Source organism: Dongia mobilis (assembly GCF_004363235.1).
Lineage (GTDB): Bacteria > Pseudomonadota > Alphaproteobacteria > Dongiales > Dongiaceae > Dongia > Dongia mobilis.
Window position 1 is genome coordinate 81814 of sequence record NZ_SNYW01000013.1, and the last position, 23328, is coordinate 105141.

Sequence of the window (23328 nt, forward strand, 5' to 3'; positions counted from 1 at the left end):
AACGGCCATGAACGCACCAGCCGCACCGCAGAAAGCGCCCCGTAACCTCGACCTCCCGGCGCTCCTTGCCGCCCTGGGCGAAACCCTGCCGCCGGACCAGATCTCGACCAATGCCGGCATCCGCGACCGCCATGGCCGCGACGAATCCTACCACGCGACAGAAATGCCGGATGTCGTGGTTTTTCCGCATTCAACCGAGGAAGTGGCGGCCATCGCCCGGGTGGCGCAGCGTTTCCAGGCGCCGCTCATCCCGTTTGGAGTCGGCACCTCGCTGGAGGGCCATGTCGCCGCCACTCATGGCGGCATCTCGGTCGATATGGGCCGCATGAACAAGGTTATCGAGGTGAACGCCGCCGATCTCGATGTGATGGTCGAGGCCGGTGTCACCCGCAAGCAGCTGAACGCCTTCATCAAGGACCAGGGCCTGTTCTTCCCGATCGATCCGGGCGCCGATGCGACCCTGGGCGGGATGAGCGCCACCCGTGCCAGCGGCACCAATGCGGTGCGCTACGGCACCATGCGCGAGAATGTGCTGGGCCTGACCGTGGTGCTGGCCGATGGCCGCATCATCCGGACCGGCGGCAGGGCACGGAAATCGGCGGCTGGCTATGATCTCACGCGGCTTTTCGTCGGCTCCGAGGGGACGCTCGGCATCATCACCGAAGTGCGGCTGCGTCTCTACGGTATTCCGGAAGCCATGGCGTCGGCGACGGCGAACTTCCCCGATATCGGTGCTGCCGTGAACACGGTCATCCAGGTGATCCAGAGCGGCATTCCGGTGGCGCGCATCGAGCTCATCGACGAGGTGCAGATCGACGCCATCAATCGCTATTCGAAACTCGATCTGCCGGTGCGGCCCACCCTCTTCTTCGAATTCCACGGGTCCGAAGCGGGCGTCGCCGAGCAGTCGGAAAGCGTGAAGGCGATCGGCGAGGAATTCGGCATGAGCGATTTTGCCTGGAGCCTGAAGCCGGAGGAGCGCAGCAGATTGTGGCAGGCGCGGCATGACGCCTTTTATGCCGGGCTTGCCTTGCGTCCCGGCGCCAAGGGTTGCCCCACCGATGTCTGCGTGCCCATTTCACGTCTTGCCGATTGCATCCTGGAAACCAAGGAAGATCTGATTGCGACCGGTTTGCTCGCCCCCCTGGTCGGGCATGTCGGCGACGGAAACTTCCACCTCAACATCCTGCTCGACCCCGACAACGCGGCCGAGTTCGCCCGCGTCAAGGATTTCACCGGCCGCCTCGCCCACCGCGCCATCGCCATGGGCGGCACCTGCACTGGCGAACACGGCATCGGCTCCGGCAAAATCGCGTTTCTGGAAGCGGAGCACGGCGCGGCGGTCGCGGCGATGCGCCAGCTGAAAGCGGCACTCGATCCGGACAACCGAATGAATCCGGGGAAGATCTTCCGGGCTTGACGATGCGGGTAACCGCGGAGATCGCCGCGCGCAACAATGCCGAGCTGTGTCATGCGGTTCTCGCGGCGCATGCTATCGCCGCCACCTTCGTCAGCGATTGCTGGTACAGCAACACCGATTTGCCCGAGCTGTATCCAAACCTGGTAACGTTCTCTCCGGCCTTCGATCCGGACGGGCTCTCGCGCGTGAAGATTGGCGGTGCCTGGGCGATCAAGGACAGCTTTGCGACACTCGACCTCACCTCGCATAGCTTTACGCCGATCATCGAGGCAAGCTGGCTTGTCCATCCGGGACCGGATGCGGCCACGCATACGGGCGACATGACCTGGGAACGGGTGCAATCGCCGGTCACCTTCGGCGCGTGAGCTGCCCTCTGGGACCTCGACAATCCAGGCCTGGTCAGATCGCCCATGACGCTTCGCCTGCTCACGCAGCCGGCGTTGCGGCTTCTCGCCGGCATACATGATGGCCGCATTGTCGCCGGCTGCGTTCTCAACCTCTCGGCGGGTGTCGTCGGTCTTTCCAATCTCTTTCACACGCCGGATGCGCCGGAAGACTGGCTCAGCACCTGCCTTGCTTTCGTGGCACGGAATTGTCCGGATCTACCGATCGTCGACTATGAAACCGAGGATGACGCGTCGTTGCTGCTGGCGCATGGCTTCGAGCGACTGGGGCCGTTGCGCATCTGGCTGCGGTCGGCTGACGATGCGAAAACGTGACATGACCACCGGCATCAATCCGCCGACCTAGCCAGTCCGCGCCTCCTCCTAATCCTCCTCTACATTGAGAAGAGGGGGTCAAATCGCCCGCGTCGCCTCGATCAGCCAATCCTTGTCGGCACCGTCGAGTTGCGGGCCGATCACCTCGCGCACGCGCGCGTGGTAGGCGTTGAGCCAGGCGATCTCATCGGGCGTCAGCAGGCTCTTCTCGATCGCATTGCGGTCGATGGGTGCCAGCGTCAGCGTCTCGAATTCCAGCATGTTCGGATGCTGGGCGCTGGGCTGCACCACCACCAGATTCTCGATGCGGATGCCGAACTCGCCTTCCTTGTAATAGCCGGGTTCGTTCGAGATGATCATGCCGGGTTCGAGTGCCACCCGGTTCGGCATCTTGGAGATGCGCTGCGGTCCTTCATGCACCGAGAGATAGGAGCCGACGCCATGGCCGGTGCCGTGGTCGTAATCAAGTCCCGCATCCCAGAGCGGGCGTCGCGCCAGCGCATCGAGCGCCGAACCGGTGGTGCCCTTCGGGAAACGCGCGGTCGCCAGCGCGATATGCCCCTTGAGCACGCGGGTGAAGCATTGCTTCATCTCCGGCGTCGGCGTGCCAATAGCCACCGTGCGGGTGATGTCGGTGGTGCCGTCGAGATACTGCCCGCCTGAATCTATGAGATAGAGCGAGTTCAGCGGGATCTCGCGCTGCGTTTCCGGCATCGCATGGTAATGCGGGATGGCGCCGTTGGGCCCAGCGGCCGAGATGGAATCGAAGGAGAGATTGCGGAAGAGGTCGGCCGGGTGGCGCAGGCTGGCGAGCTTGTCGGAGGCCTCGATCTCCCTGAGGCCGCCCTTGGGCGCGCGCCCGGCGAGCCAGGCCAGATAGCGCGTCACCGCCGCCCCGTCGCGGGCATGGGCGCGGCGCGCGCCTTCCACCTCGGTTGCGTTCTTCGCCGCCTTCGGGAGCGCACAGATGCACTCGCCCGGCTGGACCTTGGCACCGGCCTGGGCGAGGCGGTCATGGATCCAGGCGCTGGTGGTCGCGGCATCGGTCGCGATCGCCGCCCCAGCGCCACCCAGAGCCTGCAGCGCATCGGCAAATGAATCAGGCTGGGCGATTGCCACCTCATTGCCGAGATGGGCGATGGTGCGCGGCGGCAGCTTGCGCCGGTCGATGAAGAGGTCGACCCGCGCGTCGTCATGCAGGATCGCATAGCCGAGGGCAAAGGGCGTGCGCGGCACGTCGGCGCCGCGGACATTCAAGAGCCAGCAGAGCGAATCCGGCGCCGAGATCACGGCCGCCTTGCGTCCCTCCTGCTTCAGCCGCGCGGCCAGCCGGCGCCGCTTGTCGCCAGCCGCCTCGCCGGCATAGGCGATGTCATGGGGCAGCATGGCGGAGAGCGGTTCGGCCGGGCGACCGTCCCAGACCGCATCCACCGGATTGCGCACAACGGCCATGAGGTCGACGCCGATCTTGGTTCCCGCCGCGCGGAAACGCTGCGCCTGGTCATGGGTGAAGAGGCGGGGGTCGAAGCCCAGCTTCTGGCCGGCAATCATCGCCTCGCCGATATAGGCCTCGACCGGCTCGGTCACGAGGTGTCGGTATATATAGAGCGACGGGTCGACCTGTTCCTTCACCTGGATGGTGTAGCGGCCGTCGACAAAGATCGCGGCGCGGTCCTTGAGGATTAACGCCATGCCAGCCGAGCCGGTGAAGCCGGAGACGAATTGGAGGCGCTCGGCCGCCCGGGGCACATATTCCCCCTGATGGTCGTCGGCCCGGCCAATGACGAATCCGTCGAGACCCTGGGCGGCCAGCTCCGCCCGCAGGCGCTGGAGCCGCGCCGCAATCGGCGGCTGGGCTGCGGCTGGCTGGCCGGCCAGCCAATGCTGGCGATAGGCGCGCAGCTGGGCCACCAGGGCTGGGCTGGGGTTCTCCGCCACCAGATCGATCCAGGCATCCGGCCGTTCGTCGACCGGCGCCGCAGCAACGCCCGGCATCAAGTCAGCCAGCATGGTTAAATTCACATGCGCCTGGTGTTTTTTAAGCATTACAGCGAGGGCGTCATCCCCTTGATAAGCCTCGCGGCAGCCTGAATCCGGCGATGTCGCCATATCGAACCCCAAATTAACCATAATTCCTGTAACGGCTAAGTCTCTAAAGCATCTTCATAAAGTCTTAGTGATATGCGTCACACTGCCATCTCAGCCGACTACCATGCGCCCACTGCATTGCTGCGATGCAGCGAAAACACTACTAAATGGGTCGGGTTAAATCTATATATCGTTCGTCCACAAACAAGAGCGATGGCAATGGTGCCATCTGGAAGAGAAAGCCGGCCAGCCGGCATGGAAGGTTACTATGAATCGGATCGTGAGCAATGAGAAGGTCCTGAGCGCTGCGATGTCGCCGGTTGCTCCCTCTCGCGAAATCGGATTGGCGGCATTCAAGCGGTTCGGCCGCGCCCTGGTCGCTTCGGCCAAGCGCGCCCATGCCCGCACCCAGCTCGAGAACGAGCTTTATGGTCTCGATGACCGCTCGTTGGCCGATATCGGCGTCAGCCGCGGCCTGATCCCGGCCATCGCCCGCGAGGCGATCCCGGACGAGGTGACTGGCTCGCTCTTCGCCGAGTTCAGCCGCATGATCGTCAACGGCGTGCTGCGCCCCTCGATCGACTGGAACCGCCGCCGCAAGGCGCGCGCCACTCTGGCCGCCCTCGATGACCGCCTGTTGGCGGATATCGGCCTCGCCCGCCACGAGATCGACGCCCATGTGGCCCGCCTCTCGGGTGCCATCAACGGTCCGCTGCCGGTGACCGTCGCGGCGATGGAGCAGGACGTCACCGCCCCGCTCAAGGCCTGGAGCGCAGCCCGCGCCACGGTGAAGGAACTCTCGCGCCTGACCGACCGCCAGTTGATGGATATCGGCGTCATCCGCGGCGACATCTCCGAACTGGCCGACAATCTGGCCGAAACCGGTCTCGCCGCCGCCAACAGCAATCACCGCGCCCCGAAGGCCGCCTAAGGCCGCGGGCTCGGTAACAGAGCTAGCACGAGCTTCCCCTAAGTAGTGCGCCGGAACGGCGGTCTGGATTTGCCCCTCGCGGGCTGGTCCAGGCCGCCGTTTCATTTTTGACCCGGCCCACGCGTCCTATTTCTTGCCGGCCGGTGGGCGGGCCGCCTTCTTCAGCACCAGAACTGACCAGTCGTTCTGGCGGATGCGGAAATCGAGTTCCAGCCCGACTGCCCGATGTGCCGCAATTACATCCTTCTCCTGGGCGACCAGCAGGCCGGACAGCACGGCGCGGCCGTTGCGCGCAAGATGCCTCGCCAAGTCGGGCGCCAGCGAGATCAGCGGATTGGCCAGGATGTTGGCCGTGACGAGATCATAGGGCCCGCCCGCGCGGATCGCCTTGGCGCGATAGCCGTCGGAAGTGACGATGCGGATCGCCTTCCTGAGGCCGTTGATCGCCGCGTTCTCGCGCGCGACGCGGACCGCGTCCTTGTCATTGTCGCCGGCCGTCACCGGCACTTTGAAGAGATGCCAGGCAGCGAAGGCGAGGATGCCCGTCCCGGTGCCGATATCGAGCGGCCGCTTGAACTTGTGCGACTTGGCGAGGCGCAGCAGCGCCTTGACACAGCCGCTGGTGGTTTCGTGCCGCCCGGTACCGAAGGCCATGCCGGCATCGATCTCCAGGGGAATGACGTTCTTCGGCGCCTTGCCGCGATCATGTTCGCCATGGACAAAGAAAGGCCCCATTTTCAGCGGTGCCAAGCCCTTGCGGCTCTCCGCCAGCCAATCCTTGTCCGGCACCGGGGCGATCACCGGCGTCAACCCGGCAAAGGGTTTGAGGGCCGCCTTGACCGCCGCGGCGCTCGGTTTCTCCTCGCCGATCACTTCCATGTGCCAGCCCTTCCCGCCATCGGTCTCGAAACTGACCAGGGCGGCTCCGAAGGGCTCCAGCGCCTCCTCCAGCGCCAGGCGCCAGCTTTCCTCCGGCTTGAAGGCGAGGTCGAGGCTGACCGCGTAGAGCTTTGGATTCTTCATGTCCCTCACCAGAAATCTCGTCAGCCCGCCTGATCCGCCGGCACGACGAAGCCTGCCATGACCTTTTTCACCCCGGCCTTGTCGAAGGCGATTTCAAGCTTGTCGCCCTCGGCGGTCAAGACCTTGCCATAGCCGAATTTCTGGTGGAACACGCGCATACCGCCGGGATAGACACCGCCGGACTTCCTGACCGGCACCGCCTCAAGGTCGATGGTGGGCGCCATGCGCCGCTGCGGATAGCTGCCGCCACCGCCGAATCCGCTGCCATAGGAACGGGCCGGCCAATCGAGACCGCCAGCAAGTGCCCCCCCTTGCGGCGGCCGGAAGCCCTGATGGTCCTGGCGCTCGATATGTGCGGCCGGCAGTTCGGCGAGGAAGCGCGAGGGCAGCGCATTCTGCCACTGATTGTGGATGCGGCGGCTGCCGGCATGGCAGATGATGGCGAGCCGGCGCGCGCGGGTGAGGCCGACATAGGCTAGGCGCCGTTCCTCCTCCAGTCCCTTGATGCCGTTTTCGTCGAGCGAACGGGGATGCGGGAACAGGCCCTCCTCCCAGCCGGGCAGGAAGACGACATCGAATTCCAGGCCCTTGGCGCCGTGCAGGGTCATGATGGAGAGCTGGTCGCGCGGGCCGGATTCGGCATTCTCCATCACCAGCGAGACATGTTCGAGGAAGCCTTCCAGGCTGTCGAAATCCTCAAGGGCCCGCACCAGTTCCTTGAGATTCTCGAGCCTGCCCGGCGCCTCGATCGACTTGTCGGCCTGCCACATGGCGGTATAGCCGCTTTCGTCGAGGACGATCTGGGTGAGCTCGGCATGATGCAGGGTCTGGGCAAGGCCGCGCCAGCGCGCAACGTCGTTCATGAACGATCCCAGCGCACGCCTTGCCGCGGGCTTCAGTTCGTCGGTCGTCACCACCTGGCGCGCCACTTCCGGGACCGAGACACTTTGCGCGCGCGCCAGTTCGTTCAGCTGCTTCAGCGTGGTGTCGCCGATGCCGCGCCGGGGCAGGTTGACGATGCGCTCGAAGGCCAAGCCGTCATCGGGCTGGTGGATCAGGCGGAGATAGGCGAGCGCGTCGCGGATCTCCTGCCGCTCGTAGAAACGGGGGCCGCCGATGACGCGGTAGGAAATGCCCAGCGTGATGAAGCGTTCCTCGAACTCGCGGGTCTGGAAGCCGGCACGCACCAGGATGGCGATGTCCTTCAGTTCCGTGCCACGCCGCTGCAGCGTCTCCACCTCATCGCCGATCTGGCGCGCTTCCTCGGCGCCGTCCCAGGCACCGAGGACGCGCACCTTTTCGCCCTCGTTGACATCGGTCCAGAGCGTCTTGCCGAGGCGCCCCTCGTTATGGGCAATGAGGCCGGAGGCGGCCGCCAGGATATGCGGCGTCGAGCGGTAGTTCTGCTCGAGGCGAATGATGGTGGCGCCCGGGAAGTCCTTCTCGAACTTCAGGATGTTCTCGACCTCGGCACCACGCCAGCCATAGACCGACTGATCATCATCGCCGACGCAGCAGATGTTCTTGTGCTGCTGAGCCAGCGCGCGCAGCCAGAGGTACTGCGCCACATTGGTGTCCTGGTATTCGTCGACCAGGATGTAGCGGAATTGGCTTTGATAGCGCGCAAGCTGGTCCGGCGCCTTCTGGAAGATGGTGAGGTTGTGCAGCAGCAGGTCACCGAAATCGCAGGCGTTCAGCGTCAGCAGGCGCTGCTGGTAGGCGTGATAGAGGTCGAGGATGCGGCCCGAGGCGACTTCGGCCATTTCGGCGCGGCTGACCTTGTCGGGAGTGAGGCCGCGATCCTTCCAGCGTTCGATGATGCCGAGCACAACGCGCGACGGCCAACGCTGGGAATCGAGACCCTCCGCCTCGATCAGTTGCTTGACCAGGCGCAGCTGGTCGTCCGTGCCGACGATGGTAAAATTGGGCTTCAGCCCGACCAGTTCCGCCTGGGCGCGCAGGATGCGCGCCGCCAGCGCATGGAAGGTGCCCAGCCACCAGCCTTCCACCGGACGCCCGAGCAGGTGCGCGATGCGCTCCTTCATCTCGTTGGCGGCCTTGTTGGTGAAGGTGACGGCCAGGATCTGCGACGGCCAGGCAAGTCCGCTGGCGAGGATGTGGGCGAGGCGCGTGGTCAGTACCCGGGTCTTGCCGGTACCGGCCCCGGCCAGGACCAGGACGGGGCCGTCAAGTGCCAGCACGGCGTCGCGCTGGCGGTCGTTGAGACCCGCCAGATAGCCGGGTTGCGCCGGCGGAACGTCGGGTGGGAAAAGCGTCGATTCGGTCATGCGCCCTTATACCATCCGGCGCCGGGACAAGGGGCCTTTCCGAACCTTGACAGCATCGGGGGCGATGGGCCCAATGCCGCCCGAACGCCCAGGAGTGGACAACCATGGCAAAATCGATCGAGCGCATTTCCCTCAACAGCATGAGCCCCGGCACCGAGCGCTTCCTCAAGGTCCATCGCTACGGCACGAAGGGCGCGCGGCCGAAGGCCTACCTGCAGGCCTCGATCCACTCGGACGAAATTCCGGGCATGCTGGCGGCCCATCATCTGATGGGGTTGCTCGACGCCGCAGAGGCGCGCGGCGAGATCGTCGGCGAGATCGTGCTGGTACCTGTCGCCAATCCGATCGGCCTCGGCCAGATCATCAATGGCAGCCATAGCGGCCGCTATGAGTTGCGCGGCGGCGGCAATTTCAACCGGCACTGGCCGGATCTCTTCGAGGGTGTGCGCGACCTGGCAGAGCCGAAGCTGGGGCCGGATCCGGCCGCCAATGTGGCTGCCATCCGTGCGGCAATCGGCGCCCGTATCGCCCGCCTGCCGATGGATACCGAACTTGCCTGCCTGAAGGCATCGCTCGCCCGGCTCGCCTATGATTCCGACATGGTGCTGGACCTGCATTGCGACGACGAGGCCTTGATGCATGTCTACATGCAGCCGGTGCACTGGCCCGAATTTCAGGATCTCGCGGCTGAACTCGGGGCGCGCGCCTCGCTCCTCTGTGTCGATTCCGAGGCCAATTCCTTTGACGAGACCTTTTCGCTGCCCTGGACCAAGATGGCGGCGGCGGTCGGGGAAAAATTTCCGATCCCTTCCGCCTGCTTTGCCACCACGGTCGAATTCCGCGGCCAGGCCGATGTCTTCGACGAGCTTGCGGAAAAGGATGCCGTCGGTCTTTATCGCTTCCTGCAGCGCCATGGCGTCATCGCCGGCGACCCAGGCCCGGCACCGGCGCTGCAATGCGCCGGCACCGATCTCGCAGCTACCGATATCGTGCGTGCGCCAAAGGCCGGAATTCTCGCCTACAAGGTCGAACTGGGGGCCAGCGTGAAGCGTGGCGACCTCATCGCCGAAATCGTCGATCCCCTGGCCGACAGCCACGCACAGGCGCGGACACCGGTGCGCGCCGTCAATGACGGCCTGGTGCTGTCGCGCTGCCTCAGGAAACTGGTGGCCCCCGGCGAAGGCATTTCGATGATCGTCGGCGCCGAAGCCCTGGCACACCGCAGGGCCGGCGCGCTGCTCAGTGACTAGGTAAACGTCAGGTCGCCATCCGCGTCGCGACCGCCCACCAATCGGGCCGATGCCGCAGCACGGCATTGCGAGCACCAAGCGCTGCGACTTCGTTCTCGAAGAGACCGAAGCAAGTGGCGCCGCTGCCGGAGAGTCGCGCCAGCAGGCAATCCGGTGTCGCCGCGAGCGCGGCAAGCACGTCGCCGACCACCGGCGCCAGCCGGGTGGCGGGTTCGGCCAGATCGTTGCGCCTTGACGCCAACGCTGCCGCCAGTTCGTGCGCATCGCGCGGCCGTTCCAGCCAATCCGCCTTGGCCGAAAACGCGCCCGCACGTGCCTTGAACACGGCGGGGGTCGGCGTTTCGACCAGCGGGTTGACCAGCAGCAGCCAGGCTTCTGGCAGCGGCGGCAGCGGCTCGATGATCTCGCCGATGCCGCTGACCAGGCTGGCACGACCGTCGAGGCAGACCGGCACGTCGGCACCGAGCGAGGCGGCGAGATCGAACAGCGCCCGCCGGTCGGGCGTCACCTGCCAGAGTCGCATCAGCGCAATGAGGGTCGCCGCCGCGTCGGCAGAACCGCCACCAATACCCGAGGCCAGCGGCAGGATCTTGGTGAGGGAAATGCTGGCGCCCTGCGTCGTGCCGGCAAGCTGGCGCAATCCTGCAGCCGCGCGCAGCACCAGATTGTCGGAACCAGCACTCAAGCCCGCGCCGAAGGGGCCATCGATCACGAGCGAGAGGTCGTCGGCCGGCGCCACGCGAATCTCGTCGCCGATCTCGGCGAACACGACCAGCATGTCGAGCAGGTGGTAGCCGTCCGGCCGCCGCCCGACTACATGAAGAAAGAGGTTGATCTTGGCGCGCGCTGGCGCGCACTCGAACCTGCTCATGACCAGCCGGCCCGCTCAGTTGCCGGTGGCCGGGGCGGCGGGCGTCTCGGCGGCGCCCAACCCGTTCTCCAGCTTGTCCTCGATCGGCTTCACCAGATCCGCTTCCGGTTCGAAAGAGAGGGCGCGATGCCACTGGAAGCGCGCCTCGTTCTTGCGGCCCACGCGCCAATAGGCGTCGCCCAGGTGATCATTGAGCACGGGATCCGTCGGCTGCAATTCGACCGCGCGTTCGAGATAGGTCACCGCCTGCTCGAAATCGCCGAGCTGGTAATAGGCCCAGCCGAGGGAATCGACGATAAAGCCTTCTTCCGGTCGCTGGTCGACCGCGCGGTGCAGCATGTCGAGCGCCTCGTCGAGGCGCTCGCGCCGCTCGACCCAGGAATAGGCCAGGTAATTGAGCACATAGGGCTGGTCCGGCGACAGATCCAGCGCTTTCAGGAAATCCGGCTCGGCCTTTTCCCATTGCTTGGCGCGCTCATGGGCGACGCCGCGTGCATAGAACAGGGTCCAGTCGCGGGTTGCCGGCTCCTTGATGCCTGCGATGACCCGGTCGTAGGTGGCGATCGCTTCCGTGAAACGCTGGTCACGACGATAAAGATCGCCCAGCTCGACGATTGCCTCCATCCGGTTGGGCCGCGCGGCAACCAGTCCCTCCAGGGTCGCTATGGCGCCGTCGGTATCCTTCAGCTTCTGCTGGCAGTCGGCCACGGAAATCTCGGCCGACCAGCGATAGATCGATCCGGCCGGGATGCTGCGATACATCGCGATCGCATCCTGCCAGCGCTCACCCTCCTGCATCAGATTGCCGAGCAGCAGGCGCGCAATGTCGAGATCGTCCTTGAGCTCGAGGGACAGCCGCGCCAGGATCTTGGCCTGCTCATTGACGTTCTCGGAACTCAGCAGCGAGCCGAGATCGAACATGGCGACAGCCAGGCCGCGGCGTGCGTCCTCTACCACCGGCCCCTTGGGTGCCGGCTGGGCAATGCGCTCGAGCAACGGGTCGCTGATCGCGGCAGCTATGCCGGATTCATCTGCCGACAACCTGGTCAGGTAGTCGCGCGCTGGCGCCGCGTCGCCCTGCCGGTGCAGAATGTCAACGTAGAGCTCGATGAAGCGGGCACTGCCATATCCCGATTCCGCCGCCTGGCGCAGGGTGGGCAACGCCTCGGCGCCCTTGCCGAAATGGTCGAGGATGAGCGCCCTGTGCATGACGGCAATGCCGCCAAGACCGTTGACCGCGTCGAGCGCGTCAAGCTCAGCGAGTACCGCCGCCTCGTCCTTGCCTTCGCCCAGTGCCACCCAGGCGCCGAACATCGGCTTGGCGACCCGGCTGATATTGTCGCTGCCAAAGGCGGAGAGGGCCGCGCGCGCCGCCTTGAAGTCGCCGCGCTGCGCGGCATCGGCCAGTTCGACCAGCGGAACCAGCGGCGTGCGCGCACCGCTCTGTTTCAACTTTGCCGCCAGTTCCACGGCGGACGCGAAGTCGCCGCTGCCGACCATCGCCGCCAGCGCCCGCGAGGCGGTCACCGGGTCGCCATCCGTCTCCTTCAGGATCATGCCATAGAGTTTTGCCGCCATGGCGTCGTCGCCGGTCTCGAAGGCATGGCGACCCGCCAGGATGGCGCCGGACAAGGACCATTCCTGCGGCTGGGCGTCTGGGGCGTTGCCGGGGACCGTCTCGGCCCGCGCGGCGCCATGCCCCTGTTCCTCGCCGGCGCAGGCGATCATGGCCGGCAGCAGGGCCAGTGCGAACAGGGCGGGTCGCAGGCGCGGCACGGAAAGGCGGATCTTCATGGGCGGCGGCAGCCTTTAAGGTGTTGAATTGACGTGTTCAAACACCACTCTTAGCAGGAAGTGCCCGAACCAGAAAGGGGCGCCTGTCACAGGCATAAGCGGCGCCGGACCTGGCGCGTCGGCGTCGCGGCCATCGCAATCATTCCCGTCGCCTAAGTGTGCCGTGGCATTTCGCCGGCTCCCGCCGATCCCGCGTTCCCCGACTGGCGCCGCCAGGACGAAGGGCGCCACCAAGACGAAGGGCGCCACGCGGGCGCCCTTCTCGAAGCTACATGTTCGGATAGTTGGGTCCGCCGCCGCCCTCCGGCGTCACCCAGTTGATGTTCTGGGTGGGATCCTTGATGTCGCAGGTCTTGCAGTGGACACAGTTCTGCGCGTTGATCTGCAGCCGCGGATTGGTGCCATCGCTTTCGCGCATGATCTCGTAGACGCCGGCCGGGCAATAGCGCTGTTCCGGCGCGTCATAGAGAGCCAGGTTGACCTCGATGGGAACTTTCGGATCCTTGAGCGTCAGGTGGCAGGGCTGGTCCTCCTCGTGGTTGGTTGAGGAGAGGAAGACCGAGGAAAGCCGGTCGAAGGACAGCTTGTTGTCGGGCTTGGGATACTGGATCGGCTTGAAGCCGTCTTTCTTCTTGATCTTGGCGTTGTCGGGCGTCTTGTTGTGGAGCGTCCAGGGCGCCTTGCCGCCGAACAGCTTCTGATCCATGCCGGCCATGATGGTGCCGAGGAGCAGGCCCTTGCTCATCCAGGGCTTGAAGTTGCGCGCCTTGTAGAGTTCCTCGTGCAGCCAGGATTTCTCGAAGGCCTCCGGATAGGCGGCAAGTTCGTCATGCTGGCGCTCGGCACCCAGGGCCGAGAAGGCCGCCTCCGCGGCCAGCATGCCGGTCTTGATCGCGGCATGGCTGCCCTTGATGCGCGGCACGTTGAGAAAGCCGGCATTGTCGCCGATGAGGGCGCCGCCGGGGAAGGTGAGCTTGGGCAGGGCCTGCAGGCCGCCCGTGACGATGGCGCGGGCACCATAGGCGACACGGCGGCCGCCTTCCAGGAATTCGGCCACCGCCGGGTGGTGCTTGTAGCGCTGGAATTCCTCGAACGGATAGAGATAGGGATTCTGGTAGCCGAGGCCGATGACGAAGCCCACCATCACCTGGTTGTTCTCGCCGTGATAGAGGAACGAGCCGCCATAGGTCGAATTGTCCATCGGCCAGCCGGCGGTGTGCATGACCAGGCCCGGCTTGTGCTTGGCGGGATCGATGTCCCACAATTCCTTGATGCCGATCGAATAGCTCTGCGCATCCTTGCCGTCATCCAGGCGGAAATGGCTGATGAGGCGCTTGCCGAGCGAGCCGCGGCAGCCTTCGGCAAAGAGCGTGTACTTGCCCATGAGGGCCATGCCGGGCTGGAACTCGGCCTTTTCGCTGCCATCCTTGGCGCGGCCCATATCCCCGGTGACGATGCCGAGCACTTTCTTCTTCTCGTCATCGAAAACGATGTCGGCAGCGGCGAAGCCCGGGAAGATCTCGACGCCCAGCGCTTCCGCCTGGGTCGCCAGCCAGCGGCAGACATTGCCGAGGCTGATGATGTAATTGCCTTCGTTGTGCAGGCTGTCCGGCAGCAGCGCATTCGGGAAGCGGATCGATTTCTGCTCATTGGTCAGGAACAGGAAGCGGTCCTCGGTCACCGGACAGTTGAGCGGCGCCCCGTCTTCCTTCCAGTTCGGCAACAATTCGGTAATTGCGCGCGGGTCCATGATGGCGCCGGAAAGAATATGGGCGCCGATTTCGGAACCCTTCTCGATCACGACGACGGACACCTCCTTGCCGGATTCGGCCGCCATCTGCTTGAGGCGGATCGCGGCGCTCAAGCCGGCGGGGCCGCCGCCAACGATCACCACGTCATATTCCATCACTTCGCGATCCATCTCATCCCTCCCCAGGCTGACGGACGACCGGCACCCAAGCGCTGGTCCTGGCGTCCGTTGGCAGCGATCTCGCTGTACACTTGTACAGTTGTCAAATAACGCCCGTGTGCTTACACCGGCGAACCCATCAACGCAACCGTGCCGGCGCTATCGACGGCATGCAGATTGGCGCGTCAGCCGGTCGGCCAAACTCCCCTTTTGTGGACCCGGGCAAGCCCCGGATGCTAGCCTTGCCGCATGAGCAGCGACGGCCCATTTTCCGACACTCACGCGTCCATTCCCGACGCCGCATCCCTGGATGACGCAGCCGCGCTCCGCCTGCTCTCTTTATATACCGCCTTCGGGGCGGATGCCGCGATCGCGGATGAGCCGCAGGATCGCTTCTCCGAATCGGCGCGGCCAGAAGGCAATCGCCCCGGCCCGATCGCGCCCCGGCCGGCGACAATGCGGGAACCAGCGCCGCCACGCCAGGCCGAGCCGAGGGTGCCACGGTCGATCCCAGCCGGAACCGGCATTGGCAGGGGTGGTGGTGAAAGCCAACTGGCCCAATCGGCCCGCGAGGCTGCGCGCAGTGCCGCCGATCTCGACGCCTTGCGCGCCGCCCTCCTTGCCTTCGACGGGCTTGCCGCCCTGCGCCAGCGGGCGACCAACCTGGTGTTTGCCGACGGCAATCCGGAAGCCAGGGTGATGCTGGTGGGCGAGGCGCCAGGCGCCGACGAGGACCGCATCGGCAAACCATTCGTCGGGGTCTCCGGCCAGTTGCTGGACCGGATGCTGGCGGCAATCGGCCTCGACCGCAGCCGTTTCTACATCACCAACACCTGTTTCTGGCGGCCACCGGGCAACCGCAAGCCGACCGAGGCGGAACTGGTGGCCCAGGCCCCCTTCGTCAGCCGCCATATCGAGCTCATCAACCCGGCCATCCTGGTCCTGGTCGGCGCCAGTGCTGCCCATACCCTGCTCGGCACCCAGGACGGCATCACGCGACTGCGTGGGCGCTGGTTCGACTATCGCTCGGACGGGCTCGCCCGGGCGATCCCAGCCCTGCCGATCTTCCATCCCGCCTTCCTTCTGCGCCAGCCGGCCCAGAAGCGCGAAACCTGGGCTGATCTGCTCAAGCTAAAGGCGCGGCTGGCCGCACTCGCCATGCCGGCCTGATGGGGCTGGCAGTGTTTTGGGCAAGAATGCTGTCCCATTAACGAAATTGTGCCGCGTCAAGTCCCCGCGACGATATTTCACGTCGGCTAAAATTTTAGGCGCTTAATCAATATATTGTAGGACGCGCCCCACCAGGCACCATATCTGTAGATCGGTCACGGTTTTTTTGCTGGACTGGCTGGGTTTCAGACGCTAACGCTGGAACCCGCAAACACGCTTCTTGTTAACATTCGGCGAGGATGGGACGCCGAAGCCCGCGGGACTGAACGATGGGCACTCGCTCTTAAGGGGGGCGACAGGTTGAAGATGATTATTCGGCAACACGGCTGGCGCCGGATCCTGGCGTCGACCGCGCTGGTGGCCCTGTTCACGCAGGGGCTGCCGGTCGCTGGTACGAGTCTCGGGATCAAACCCGCAGCGGCGCAGGAAGCCGCCGAGGAACTGAGCGCCGCCACCTTGGGCAATGGCAGCACCGCCTCGCTGCCCAGCGACATGCCCGAGATGTTGGGTGCCGCCCTGCCCAATCCGCTCGATCCGGTCGATGCCGACCGCTATCGCCAGATTTTCCGCCGTCAGGCCGCGGGCGATTTCGCCGGCGCCGACCGCCTGATCGGCAGCCTCACCGATCCGCTGCTGCTCGGCCACGTTCTGGCGGACCGCTATCTGTCGCCCAGCTACAAGAGTCGGGCCAAGGAACTGACCGAATGGATGGCGGCCTATCCGGGTCATCCGCAGGCCAAGTATATCTACCGCCTCGCCCTGAAGAAGGGCGCCAGCGAGGGCGCGCTGAAATCGCCGAAATTCGACATCACCCGGGTCGGCACGCCGGACGAGAGCACCAAGGATACCGACCAGAACTGGCGCGCCGGTCTCGCGGCCTGGGGCAAGCGCGATTACGCGCGCGCTGCCGCGCTGTTCGAGAAGGCCGCCGGACAGAAATCGCTTTCGGACTGGGAACGCTCGGCAGCCGCCTATTGGGCGGCGCGCGCCCATGTCCGCGCAAAGCAGCCGCAGCAGGTCAGCGAATGGCTGAAGCTGGCGGCCGCCGCCCCGCGGACCTTCTATGGCCATCTTGCCACGCGCGCCCTCGGTCTTGAGCCCAGCTATGACTGGCGCGTGCCGACACTGAATACCGGCCATGGCGACCAGTTGATGCAGAGCCGCACCGGCCAGCGCGCCCTTGGCCTGCTGCAGATCGGCCAGACCGATCTGGCCGAGAAGGAATTGCTGATCCTGCAGAGCGAGGCCGGAAGCAGCTTGTCCGACGCGCTGCTCGCGATCTCGCAATCCTACCGCCTGCCCTCGCTGGCCCTGAAGATCGGCACCTGGCATGCCATCAAGGGTGGCGAGCGGCGCGATTCCGCGCTCTATCCGCTGCCCTCCTGGAAGCCGGCCGGCGGCTTCAAGATCGATCCGGCGCTGCTTTATGCGATTATGCGCCAGGAATCCGGGTTCAATCCCAATGCCATCTCGAGCGCCGGCGCTACCGGTCTGATGCAGCTGATGCCGGCCACGGCCAGGGCCATCGGCGCGCCGGAATCCGCCTCGCTCAAGGATCCGCTGGTGTCGCTGAAATATGGCGAGAAGTACATCGATCGCCTGCTCGCCGAGCCTTCCGTCGGCGGCGACCTCTTCCTGATGGCGATCTCCTACAATGCGGGACCAGGCAACCTCATCAAGTGGAAGAAGAGCATCAAGGGCAGCGACGACCCGCTCTTCTTCATCGAGAACATCCCTTCGCAGGAAACCCGCAATTTCGTCGAACGCGTGATTGCCGCCTATTGGGTTTATCAGGCGCGCCTCGGCCAGCCGCAGCGCTCTCTCGAAGCCGTCGCCAACGGCGCCTGGCCCACCTACCAGAAGAGCGGCGCCACGGCGACTGCGGCGAACTGATCCTCGCGACCGCCGGCATCTGGCCTGTATACTGATCGCGGCTTTAACATCGAGGCAGCGACCATGTCCCGCATCGACGAGCAGCGCCCCTTTCTTCCCGTCAACATCGCCATTCTGACGGTCTCGGATTCGCGCGGACCTGCCGATGACCGGTCAGGCGACGCACTCGTCGAGATGCTGACCCGCGACGGCCACCGCCTTGCCGACCGGGCTATCGTCAAGGACGATATCCCGGCCATCGTCGGCAGGCTGACGCAATGGATCGCCGACCCCGCGATCGATGTGGTCATCTCCACGGGCGGCACGGGTGTGACCGGCCGCGACGTGACGCCGGAAGCCTTCGAACGCGTCTTCGAGAAGAAGATCGACGGTTTCGGCGAGCTCTTTCGCTGGCTCTCCTACCAGAAGGTGAAGACCTCGACCATCCAGTCACGCGCCGTGGGCGGGGTCGCCGGCGGCACCTATCTCTTCGCCCTGCCCGGCTCGCCTTCCGCCTGCCGCGACGGCTGGGAGGAGATCCTGAAATGGCAGCTCGACAACCGCCACCGCCCCTGCAACCTGGTCGAGTTGATGCCGCGTCTGCAGGAGCATCGGCGCTGACTCTCACCTGATTCTTTGTTCTTGAAATGTTCCATTTCGCGTGGCAGGTTTTTGCCATGCGCTACGAACGTGACCTCAGCCAGTTGGAACCCGATATCGCCCTGCCGGCGATGGCCCGCAAGGGGCGCGGCGCCGTCACCAACAAGGCCGGACGCTTCGAGCGCGGCCAGCGCCCGCTGGAGGATGACGGCTGGCAGCAGGGCGACGCAGCGGAAACCCCGGTCGCGGCCCTGACCTTTCGCGGTACGCCAGTGAGGCTCGACAGTGCGAAACTCGGCAGGAATGAGCCGGCCGACGAGGACGCTCTGCCGCCGCTCAGGACCAGCGTCGCGCTCGATTCCGCCAAGTCGATCATCAGCCGCAACCAATCGCCCGACATTCCCTTCGACCAGTCGATCAACCCCTATCGCGGCTGCGAGCATGGCTGCATCTATTGCTACGCGCGGCCGAGCCACGCCTATCTCGGCCATTCGCCGGGTCTCGATTTCGAAACCAGGCTCTACATGAAGGCGGATGCCGCGCAATTGCTGGAGCGGGAATTGCGCCGCCCCGGCTATCGCCCAACCGTCATCGCGCTCGGCGCCAATACCGACCCCTACCAGCCGATCGAGCGGCGCTATCGCCTGACGCGGGAAATCCTGGAAGTGCTCTCGGCCTACAACCATGCCGCCGGCATCACCACGAAATCGGCCAATGTCACGCGCGACGTCGGTCTTCTGGCCGACATGGCCAAGCGAAAGCTGATGAAGGTCTATATCTCGGTGACGACGCTGGATCGCGATCTCGCCCGCGTGATGGAGCCGCGCGCCTCGGCGCCGGCGAGAAGGCTGGAGGCGATCCGCACCTTGAGCAATGCCGGCGTGCCGGTCGGCATCTCCGTGGCGCCGATCATCCCCGCCCTCACCGATCACGAGATCGAGGCCATCGTCAAGGCAGGCGCCGAGGCGGGAGCCAGCAGCGTCTCCTGGACGGTTCTCCGCATGCCGCTGGAGATCAAGGAACTGTTCACCGAATGGCTGGAGGCGCATCACCCCCTGAAGGCCAAACGCATCATGGATCTGGTGCGCGACTGCCATGGCGGTGCGCTCTACAAATCCGATTTCGGCAGCCGCATGAAGGGGACCGGCCCCTATGCCGCCCTCATTCGCCGCCGCGTCCTCACCGCCGCCCGCAAATACGGCCTCGACGGCTATAAATGGGACATCGATACCGGCCGCTTCGCCATTCCGGGCGACCGCCCGGCCCCGCTCTCGGGTCGCGATTCCGGCCAGCTCAGCCTGTTCGGCTGAGGAGAGCGGAACCGGGTCGCGTCAACGGGGTTTGGCCCATGGCCCGCCGGTGCCGTCAGCAAAGGGAGAGAAGCATGACCCGCGTCATCCTTGAACGCCTGATCGCCGCCCGTATTGTCCTTGCCATCCTCGCGGCGCTGTCGATCATCATCCTCTCCGCCATGATCCCTGCATTTGCGCAGGATGCACAGCCCAATCTCCCCAGCGGCAACAATTGCACCGAGGGCGAGGTGATCGACAGCTCGACCCCTGAGGATGCCAAGAGAAAATTCGAGGCCGCCGGCTACAGCAATGTCGTTATCACCAGCAAGGGCTGCGACAATTTCTGGCACGCGACGGCGGTCAAGGACGGCATGCCGGTCAATGTCGTGCTCGCGCCCGACGGCCTGGTGTTGACCGAAGGAAACTGAGGGATTGGTCCAGGGCACTACTGCCTGTAGATCCCGCGCTATTCAGGTGGGGCTTTTCCGATTGTGGCAAGGGCGCGGTCCCGGCAGAATTGCCGCGCGATTGAATTCTTGCTGCCGCGTGCGGAGACGATGCCCGACTGGACTTATGAAATGGCCGCCGGCCTCGCCAAGGGCCAGCTCGTCTGCGGCGTCGATGAGGTCGGGCGGGGTCCCTTGGCGGGACCAGTAATTGCCTGCGCCGTGATCCTGGACCCCGCGCGCCTGCCGAAGGCGCTGGAGAAGCGCCTGGATGATTCCAAAAAGTTGAGCGCCGGGGCGCGCGAAGATATCGCCGCCGCCTTGCAGGAAGTGGCCATCTTTGCCGTGGCGGGGGCGAGCCCGGCCGAGATCGATGCCGTCAACATCCTCAAGGCCACCCACCTTGCCATGCGCCGCGCCGTCGAGGGTCTGGCGCTGGCGCCCGCCCATGCCCTCATCGACGGCAACCGGCCACCCGCCCTGCCCTGTCCCGGCACCTGTATCGTCAAGGGCGACCAGAAGAGTCTCTCCATCGCTGCCGCCTCGATTCTCGCGAAGGTGGAGCGGGACAAGATCATGAGTCAGCTGGCCAGCGTGCATACCGTATATGGGTGGGAACGCAATGCCGGCTACCCGACGCCCGAGCACTTGGCTGCCATCCGCGCCCATGGCATCACCCCACAACACCGACGGACATTTAGACCTGTTTCTGAGAACATTCTGATAACCAGTTGACTCAAATCACTTTCTCGTTGACACGCGGAATCGCGTGACTCAGGATCGGCCCATCAGAAATGGGGGCCGAACTTGAAACCGATGCCGAAAACACCGTCCTTGCCGCTGGATTCCATTGTCGGCGGTGACAGTATCGATGTGCTGAACGCCTTGCCGGAACGCTCGATCGACCTGATCTTCGCGGATCCACCCTACAATCTACAGTTGAATGGCGAGCTGCACCGGCCGAACAATACGCGGGTCGACGGGGTCGACAACGATTGGGACAAGTTTGCCGATTTCGCCACCTATGACCGTTTTACCGAAGGCTGGCTGAAGGCGGCGCGGCGCGTGCTCAAGGATGACGGCTCGCTCTGGGTGATCGGCTCCTATCACAACATCTTCCGCGTCGGCGCCAAGCTGCAGGATCTCGGTTTCTGGATGCTGAACGATGTCATCTGGCGCAAGACCAACCCGATGCCGAATTTCCGCGGCCGGCGCTTCACCAACGCCCATGAGACCATGATCTGGTGCGCGAAATCGGCCGAGAGCCGCCACCAGTTCAATTACGAGGCGATGAAGACGCTGAACGACGATCTGCAGATGCGCTCGGACTGGCTCATTCCGATCTGCTCCGGCGCCGAGCGCCTTAAGGGCGAGGATGGCGCCAAGAGCCATCCCACCCAGAAACCGGAGGCGCTGCTCTACCGCGTCATCATGGCGGCGACCAAGCCGGGCGACGTGGTGCTGGACCCCTTCTTCGGCAGCGGCACGACCGGTGCCGTCGCCAAGAAACTCGGCCGCCGCTGGATCGGCATCGAGCGCGATCCCAATTACATCAAGGTGGCGCGCGCCCGCATCGCCAAGGTGAAGACGGTGCCAGAGGAAGAGGTGCTGCGCATCACCTCGAAGCGCGAGGAGCCGCGCATCCCCTTCGGCTGGCTGATCGAGCGCGGCCTCCTCGAACCCGGCACGGTGCTGACCTCGACCAATGGCCGCTTCACCGCAAAGGTGCGCGCCGACGGCACGCTGATCTCCGCCGACCATCGCGGCTCGATCCACCAGGTGGGTGCGGCCGTCCAGGGGGCGCCCGCCTGCAATGGCTGGCAGTTCTGGTGCGTGCCGCGCGAGGGCCAGTTGATTCCCATCGACTATTTCCGCCAGCAACTGCGTGCGGAACTGCACTGAACGACGGCAAAGCGCTTTTTGTGTCATGGCCCGCCCCGTCAACCAATGTCGACATGCGGGCCATCCACGAGTTTCACTGCAAGTGACTGACCTGTTGCGATAAACTTGTGGATCCCCCGCCTGCGCGAGGGATGACAACAGAAACTGCGACGAAGCAACGCGTCTTCTTCGCGCGCGACTCGAATCATTCTTTTATGATCCCATGATTCACGTTATCCACAGGCACGGATTGCTTCGTGCCCTGCTAGGGTCGCGCCCATGGAATCGACACAGTCAAACAACATTGCCCATATTCGCGGCGGTCCCACCACGCCGACGCGGATCCCGCCGGTCAATTACGAGGCCGAGCAGGCGCTCCTCGGCGCCATCCTCGCCAACAATCTGGTCTTCGACCGGGTCAACGAGTTCCTGCGGCCCGAACATTTCGCCGACGCGCTGCACGGGCGCATCTTCGCCGCCATCGCCAAACTGATCGAGCGTGGCCAGATCGCCAACCCGGTGACGCTGAAGAATCTGTTCGACCAGGACGGCGCGCTGGCCGAGATCGGCGGCGCCGCCTATCTCGTGCAGCTGGCCCAGGCCGTCGTCACCGTCATCAATGCCGAGGATTACGGCCGCACCATCCATGACCTGTACCTGCGCCGGCAATTGATCGATCTCGGCGAGGCAACGGTCAACGAGGCCTATATCCACGACACCGAAGTGACGGCGCTGCAGCAGATCGAATCCGCCGAAGCCAAGCTTTTCGCCCTGGCCGAGACCGGCCAGGTGGAGGGCGGGCCGAAGGATTTCAAGTCGATCGTCATCTCGGCGCTCAACATGGCCGAGGCTGCGTTCAAGCGCGACAGCCACCTGACCGGCGTCACCACCGGATTGACCGATATCGACCGCAAGCTGGGCGGGCTGCAGCCCTCCGACCTCATCATCCTCGCCGGCCGCCCCTCGATGGGCAAGACGGCGCTTGCCACCAATATGGGCTTCAACGCCGCCAGCGCCTTCAAGGAGGGCGATACCGGGACGCGCTACAAGGTCGCCTTCTTCTCGATGGAAATGTCCTCGGAACAGCTGGCGCTGCGTATCATGGCGGAAAAATCCGGCGTCTCCTCCGACCGCATCCGCCGCGGCGACATCAAGGGCGATGACGAGTTCACCCGCATCGTCGAGGCCTCGACCGAGATGAGCTCGGCCGGCTTCTTCATCGACGACACGCCGGCCCTCACCATCCCGGCCCTCCGCACCCGCGCCCGGCGCCTGAAGCGCCAGCACGGCCTCGACCTCATCATCATCGACTATCTGCAGCTGATGCGCTCGGCCAACAACCGCGGCTCGGAGAACCGGGTCCAGGAAATCTCCGAGATCACGCGGGGCTTGAAGGCCATCGCCAAGGAACTGAACGTCCCGGTGATCGCCCTCTCGCAGCTCTCCCGCGCCGTCGAGCAGCGCGACGACAAGCGCCCGCAATTGGCCGATCTGCGCGAATCGGGTTCGATCGAGCAGGACGCCGACGTCGTCATGTTCGTCTATCGCGAGGAATATTATCACGAGCGCAAGAAGCCCGGCGACCACGAGGCCGAGAAGATGTCCGAATGGCTGCGGGAGATGGAGCGCGTCCACAACGTGGCCGAAGTCATCATCGCCAAGCAGCGCCATGGTCCCATCGGCACCGTGCCGCTGCAATTCGAGGGCATGCTGACCAGGTTCAGCGACCTGGTGCGCAGCGACTACCTGCCGGCACAAACGGAATAGCGCGGCC

General features: G+C 64.9%; 19 protein-coding genes. 13 read left to right on the forward strand and 6 right to left on the reverse strand.

The window, feature by feature from the left end; translation table 11 throughout:
* The first annotated feature begins 7 nt into the window (after positions 1-7).
* Genes A8950_RS17430 through A8950_RS17440 form a run of 3 tightly spaced genes read left to right on the forward strand, consistent with a single transcriptional unit; the run spans position 8 to position 2139 of the window.
* On the forward strand, positions 8-1420 hold the full coding sequence (locus A8950_RS17430) for an FAD-binding oxidoreductase (RefSeq protein ID WP_133614965.1): 1413 nt from the start codon (positions 8-10) through the stop codon (positions 1418-1420).
* Positions 1417-1785 (forward strand): hypothetical protein, encoded by a 369-nt coding sequence (locus tag A8950_RS17435; protein WP_133614966.1) that lies wholly within the window; start codon positions 1417-1419, stop codon positions 1783-1785. Before A8950_RS17430 ends, A8950_RS17435 begins: the two co-directional genes overlap by 4 nt.
* A gap of 45 nt (positions 1786-1830) precedes the next feature.
* The gene (locus A8950_RS17440; protein WP_133614967.1) at positions 1831-2139 is read left to right on the forward strand and encodes a hypothetical protein; all 309 of its coding nucleotides are present in this window, start codon (positions 1831-1833) and stop codon (positions 2137-2139) included.
* Positions 2140-2217: 78 nt separating this feature from the next.
* Here A8950_RS17440 and A8950_RS17445 read toward each other — a convergent pair whose 3' ends face one another.
* Positions 2218-4149, reverse strand: coding sequence for an aminopeptidase P family protein (locus A8950_RS17445; protein WP_243735689.1), 1932 nt, complete (start codon positions 4147-4149; stop codon positions 2218-2220).
* Between the two features lie 358 nt (positions 4150-4507).
* Between A8950_RS17445 and A8950_RS19720 the strand changes: the two genes are divergently transcribed.
* Positions 4508-5158, forward strand: a complete 651-nt coding sequence (locus tag A8950_RS19720) for a DUF1127 domain-containing protein (RefSeq protein ID WP_208109921.1) — start codon at positions 4508-4510, stop codon at positions 5156-5158.
* A gap of 126 nt (positions 5159-5284) precedes the next feature.
* Here the strand turns inward: A8950_RS19720 and A8950_RS17465 are convergent, their stop codons facing one another.
* Together A8950_RS17465 and A8950_RS17470 are read right to left on the reverse strand one after the other, a co-directional pair.
* Entirely contained in the window at positions 5285-6181 is an 897-nt protein-coding gene (locus tag A8950_RS17465; protein WP_133614969.1) for a 50S ribosomal protein L11 methyltransferase, read from the reverse strand.
* 20 nt (positions 6182-6201) lie between these two features.
* Complete coding sequence (locus A8950_RS17470) at positions 6202-8469, reverse strand: ATP-dependent helicase (RefSeq protein WP_133614970.1); 2268 nt, start codon at positions 8467-8469, stop codon at positions 6202-6204.
* A gap of 104 nt (positions 8470-8573) precedes the next feature.
* On the opposite strand from A8950_RS17470, the gene A8950_RS17475 reads away from it, so the two are divergent.
* Positions 8574-9719 carry a succinylglutamate desuccinylase/aspartoacylase family protein gene (locus tag A8950_RS17475; protein WP_133614971.1) on the forward strand — a complete coding sequence of 382 codons (1146 nt, stop codon included), beginning with the start codon at positions 8574-8576 and terminating at the stop codon, positions 9717-9719.
* 7 nt (positions 9720-9726) lie between these two features.
* On the opposite strand, the gene A8950_RS17480 is transcribed toward A8950_RS17475, so the two are convergent.
* The 3 genes from A8950_RS17480 to A8950_RS17490 form a co-directional block, all read right to left on the reverse strand.
* On the reverse strand, positions 9727-10590 hold the full coding sequence (locus A8950_RS17480) for a 4-(cytidine 5'-diphospho)-2-C-methyl-D-erythritol kinase (protein WP_133614972.1): 864 nt from the start codon (positions 10588-10590) through the stop codon (positions 9727-9729).
* 15 nt (positions 10591-10605) lie between these two features.
* Complete coding sequence (locus A8950_RS17485) at positions 10606-12384, reverse strand: tetratricopeptide repeat protein (RefSeq protein WP_133614973.1); 1779 nt, start codon at positions 12382-12384, stop codon at positions 10606-10608.
* 268 nt (positions 12385-12652) lie between these two features.
* On the reverse strand, positions 12653-14305 hold the full coding sequence (locus A8950_RS17490) for an electron transfer flavoprotein-ubiquinone oxidoreductase (RefSeq protein ID WP_133614974.1): 1653 nt from the start codon (positions 14303-14305) through the stop codon (positions 12653-12655).
* Positions 14306-14542: 237 nt separating this feature from the next.
* Between A8950_RS17490 and A8950_RS17495 the strand changes: the two genes are divergently transcribed.
* From A8950_RS17495 to A8950_RS17530, 8 genes are all read left to right on the forward strand, one after another.
* The gene (locus A8950_RS17495; RefSeq protein ID WP_133614975.1) at positions 14543-15463 is read left to right on the forward strand and encodes a uracil-DNA glycosylase; all 921 of its coding nucleotides are present in this window, start codon (positions 14543-14545) and stop codon (positions 15461-15463) included.
* 306 nt (positions 15464-15769) lie between these two features.
* Positions 15770-17356, forward strand: coding sequence for a lytic transglycosylase domain-containing protein (locus A8950_RS17500; RefSeq protein ID WP_133614976.1), 1587 nt, complete (start codon positions 15770-15772; stop codon positions 17354-17356).
* A gap of 63 nt (positions 17357-17419) precedes the next feature.
* The gene (gene moaB, locus A8950_RS17505) at positions 17420-17956 is read left to right on the forward strand and encodes a molybdenum cofactor biosynthesis protein B (RefSeq protein ID WP_133614977.1); all 537 of its coding nucleotides are present in this window, start codon (positions 17420-17422) and stop codon (positions 17954-17956) included.
* Between the two features lie 56 nt (positions 17957-18012).
* Entirely contained in the window at positions 18013-19245 is a 1233-nt protein-coding gene (locus A8950_RS17510; RefSeq protein WP_208109922.1) for a PA0069 family radical SAM protein, read from the forward strand.
* A gap of 74 nt (positions 19246-19319) precedes the next feature.
* Entirely contained in the window at positions 19320-19655 is a 336-nt protein-coding gene (locus A8950_RS17515) for a PepSY domain-containing protein (protein ID WP_133614978.1), read from the forward strand.
* Positions 19656-19784: 129 nt separating this feature from the next.
* Positions 19785-20408, forward strand: coding sequence for a ribonuclease HII (locus tag A8950_RS17520; protein WP_133614979.1), 624 nt, complete (start codon positions 19785-19787; stop codon positions 20406-20408).
* 81 nt (positions 20409-20489) lie between these two features.
* Entirely contained in the window at positions 20490-21575 is a 1086-nt protein-coding gene (locus tag A8950_RS17525; RefSeq protein WP_133614980.1) for a site-specific DNA-methyltransferase, read from the forward strand.
* A gap of 258 nt (positions 21576-21833) precedes the next feature.
* Entirely contained in the window at positions 21834-23321 is a 1488-nt protein-coding gene (locus A8950_RS17530; RefSeq protein ID WP_133614981.1) for a replicative DNA helicase, read from the forward strand.
* Positions 23322-23328 lie beyond the last annotated feature (7 nt).

What these genes read in the sequence shown, in the direction of transcription:
- A8950_RS17465 (WP_133614969.1), bottom strand. Translation starts at nt 6,181, where the DNA reads ATGAAGAATCCAAAGCTCTACGCGGTCAGCCTCGACCTCGCCTTCAAG.
- A8950_RS17525 (WP_133614980.1), top strand. Translation starts at nt 20,490, where the DNA reads ATGCCGAAAACACCGTCCTTGCCGCTGGATTCCATTGTCGGCGGTGAC.
- A8950_RS17430 (WP_133614965.1), top strand. Translation starts at nt 8, where the DNA reads ATGAACGCACCAGCCGCACCGCAGAAAGCGCCCCGTAACCTCGACCTC.
- A8950_RS17520 (WP_133614979.1), top strand. Translation starts at nt 19,785, where the DNA reads ATGCCCGACTGGACTTATGAAATGGCCGCCGGCCTCGCCAAGGGCCAG.
- A8950_RS17475 (WP_133614971.1), top strand. Translation starts at nt 8,574, where the DNA reads ATGGCAAAATCGATCGAGCGCATTTCCCTCAACAGCATGAGCCCCGGC.
- A8950_RS17515 (WP_133614978.1), top strand. Translation starts at nt 19,320, where the DNA reads ATGACCCGCGTCATCCTTGAACGCCTGATCGCCGCCCGTATTGTCCTT.
- A8950_RS17510 (WP_208109922.1), top strand. Translation starts at nt 18,013, where the DNA reads ATGCGCTACGAACGTGACCTCAGCCAGTTGGAACCCGATATCGCCCTG.
- A8950_RS17485 (WP_133614973.1), bottom strand. Translation starts at nt 12,384, where the DNA reads ATGAAGATCCGCCTTTCCGTGCCGCGCCTGCGACCCGCCCTGTTCGCA.
- A8950_RS17530 (WP_133614981.1), top strand. Translation starts at nt 21,834, where the DNA reads ATGGAATCGACACAGTCAAACAACATTGCCCATATTCGCGGCGGTCCC.
- A8950_RS17495 (WP_133614975.1), top strand. Translation starts at nt 14,543, where the DNA reads ATGAGCAGCGACGGCCCATTTTCCGACACTCACGCGTCCATTCCCGAC.
- A8950_RS17490 (WP_133614974.1), bottom strand. Translation starts at nt 14,305, where the DNA reads ATGGATCGCGAAGTGATGGAATATGACGTGGTGATCGTTGGCGGCGGC.
- A8950_RS17480 (WP_133614972.1), bottom strand. Translation starts at nt 10,590, where the DNA reads ATGAGCAGGTTCGAGTGCGCGCCAGCGCGCGCCAAGATCAACCTCTTT.
- A8950_RS17470 (WP_133614970.1), bottom strand. Translation starts at nt 8,469, where the DNA reads ATGACCGAATCGACGCTTTTCCCACCCGACGTTCCGCCGGCGCAACCC.
- A8950_RS17500 (WP_133614976.1), top strand. Translation starts at nt 15,770, where the DNA reads ATGATTATTCGGCAACACGGCTGGCGCCGGATCCTGGCGTCGACCGCG.
- moaB (WP_133614977.1), top strand. Translation starts at nt 17,420, where the DNA reads ATGTCCCGCATCGACGAGCAGCGCCCCTTTCTTCCCGTCAACATCGCC.
- A8950_RS17440 (WP_133614967.1), top strand. Translation starts at nt 1,831, where the DNA reads ATGACGCTTCGCCTGCTCACGCAGCCGGCGTTGCGGCTTCTCGCCGGC.
- A8950_RS17445 (WP_243735689.1), bottom strand. Translation starts at nt 4,149, where the DNA reads ATGCTGGCTGACTTGATGCCGGGCGTTGCTGCGGCGCCGGTCGACGAA.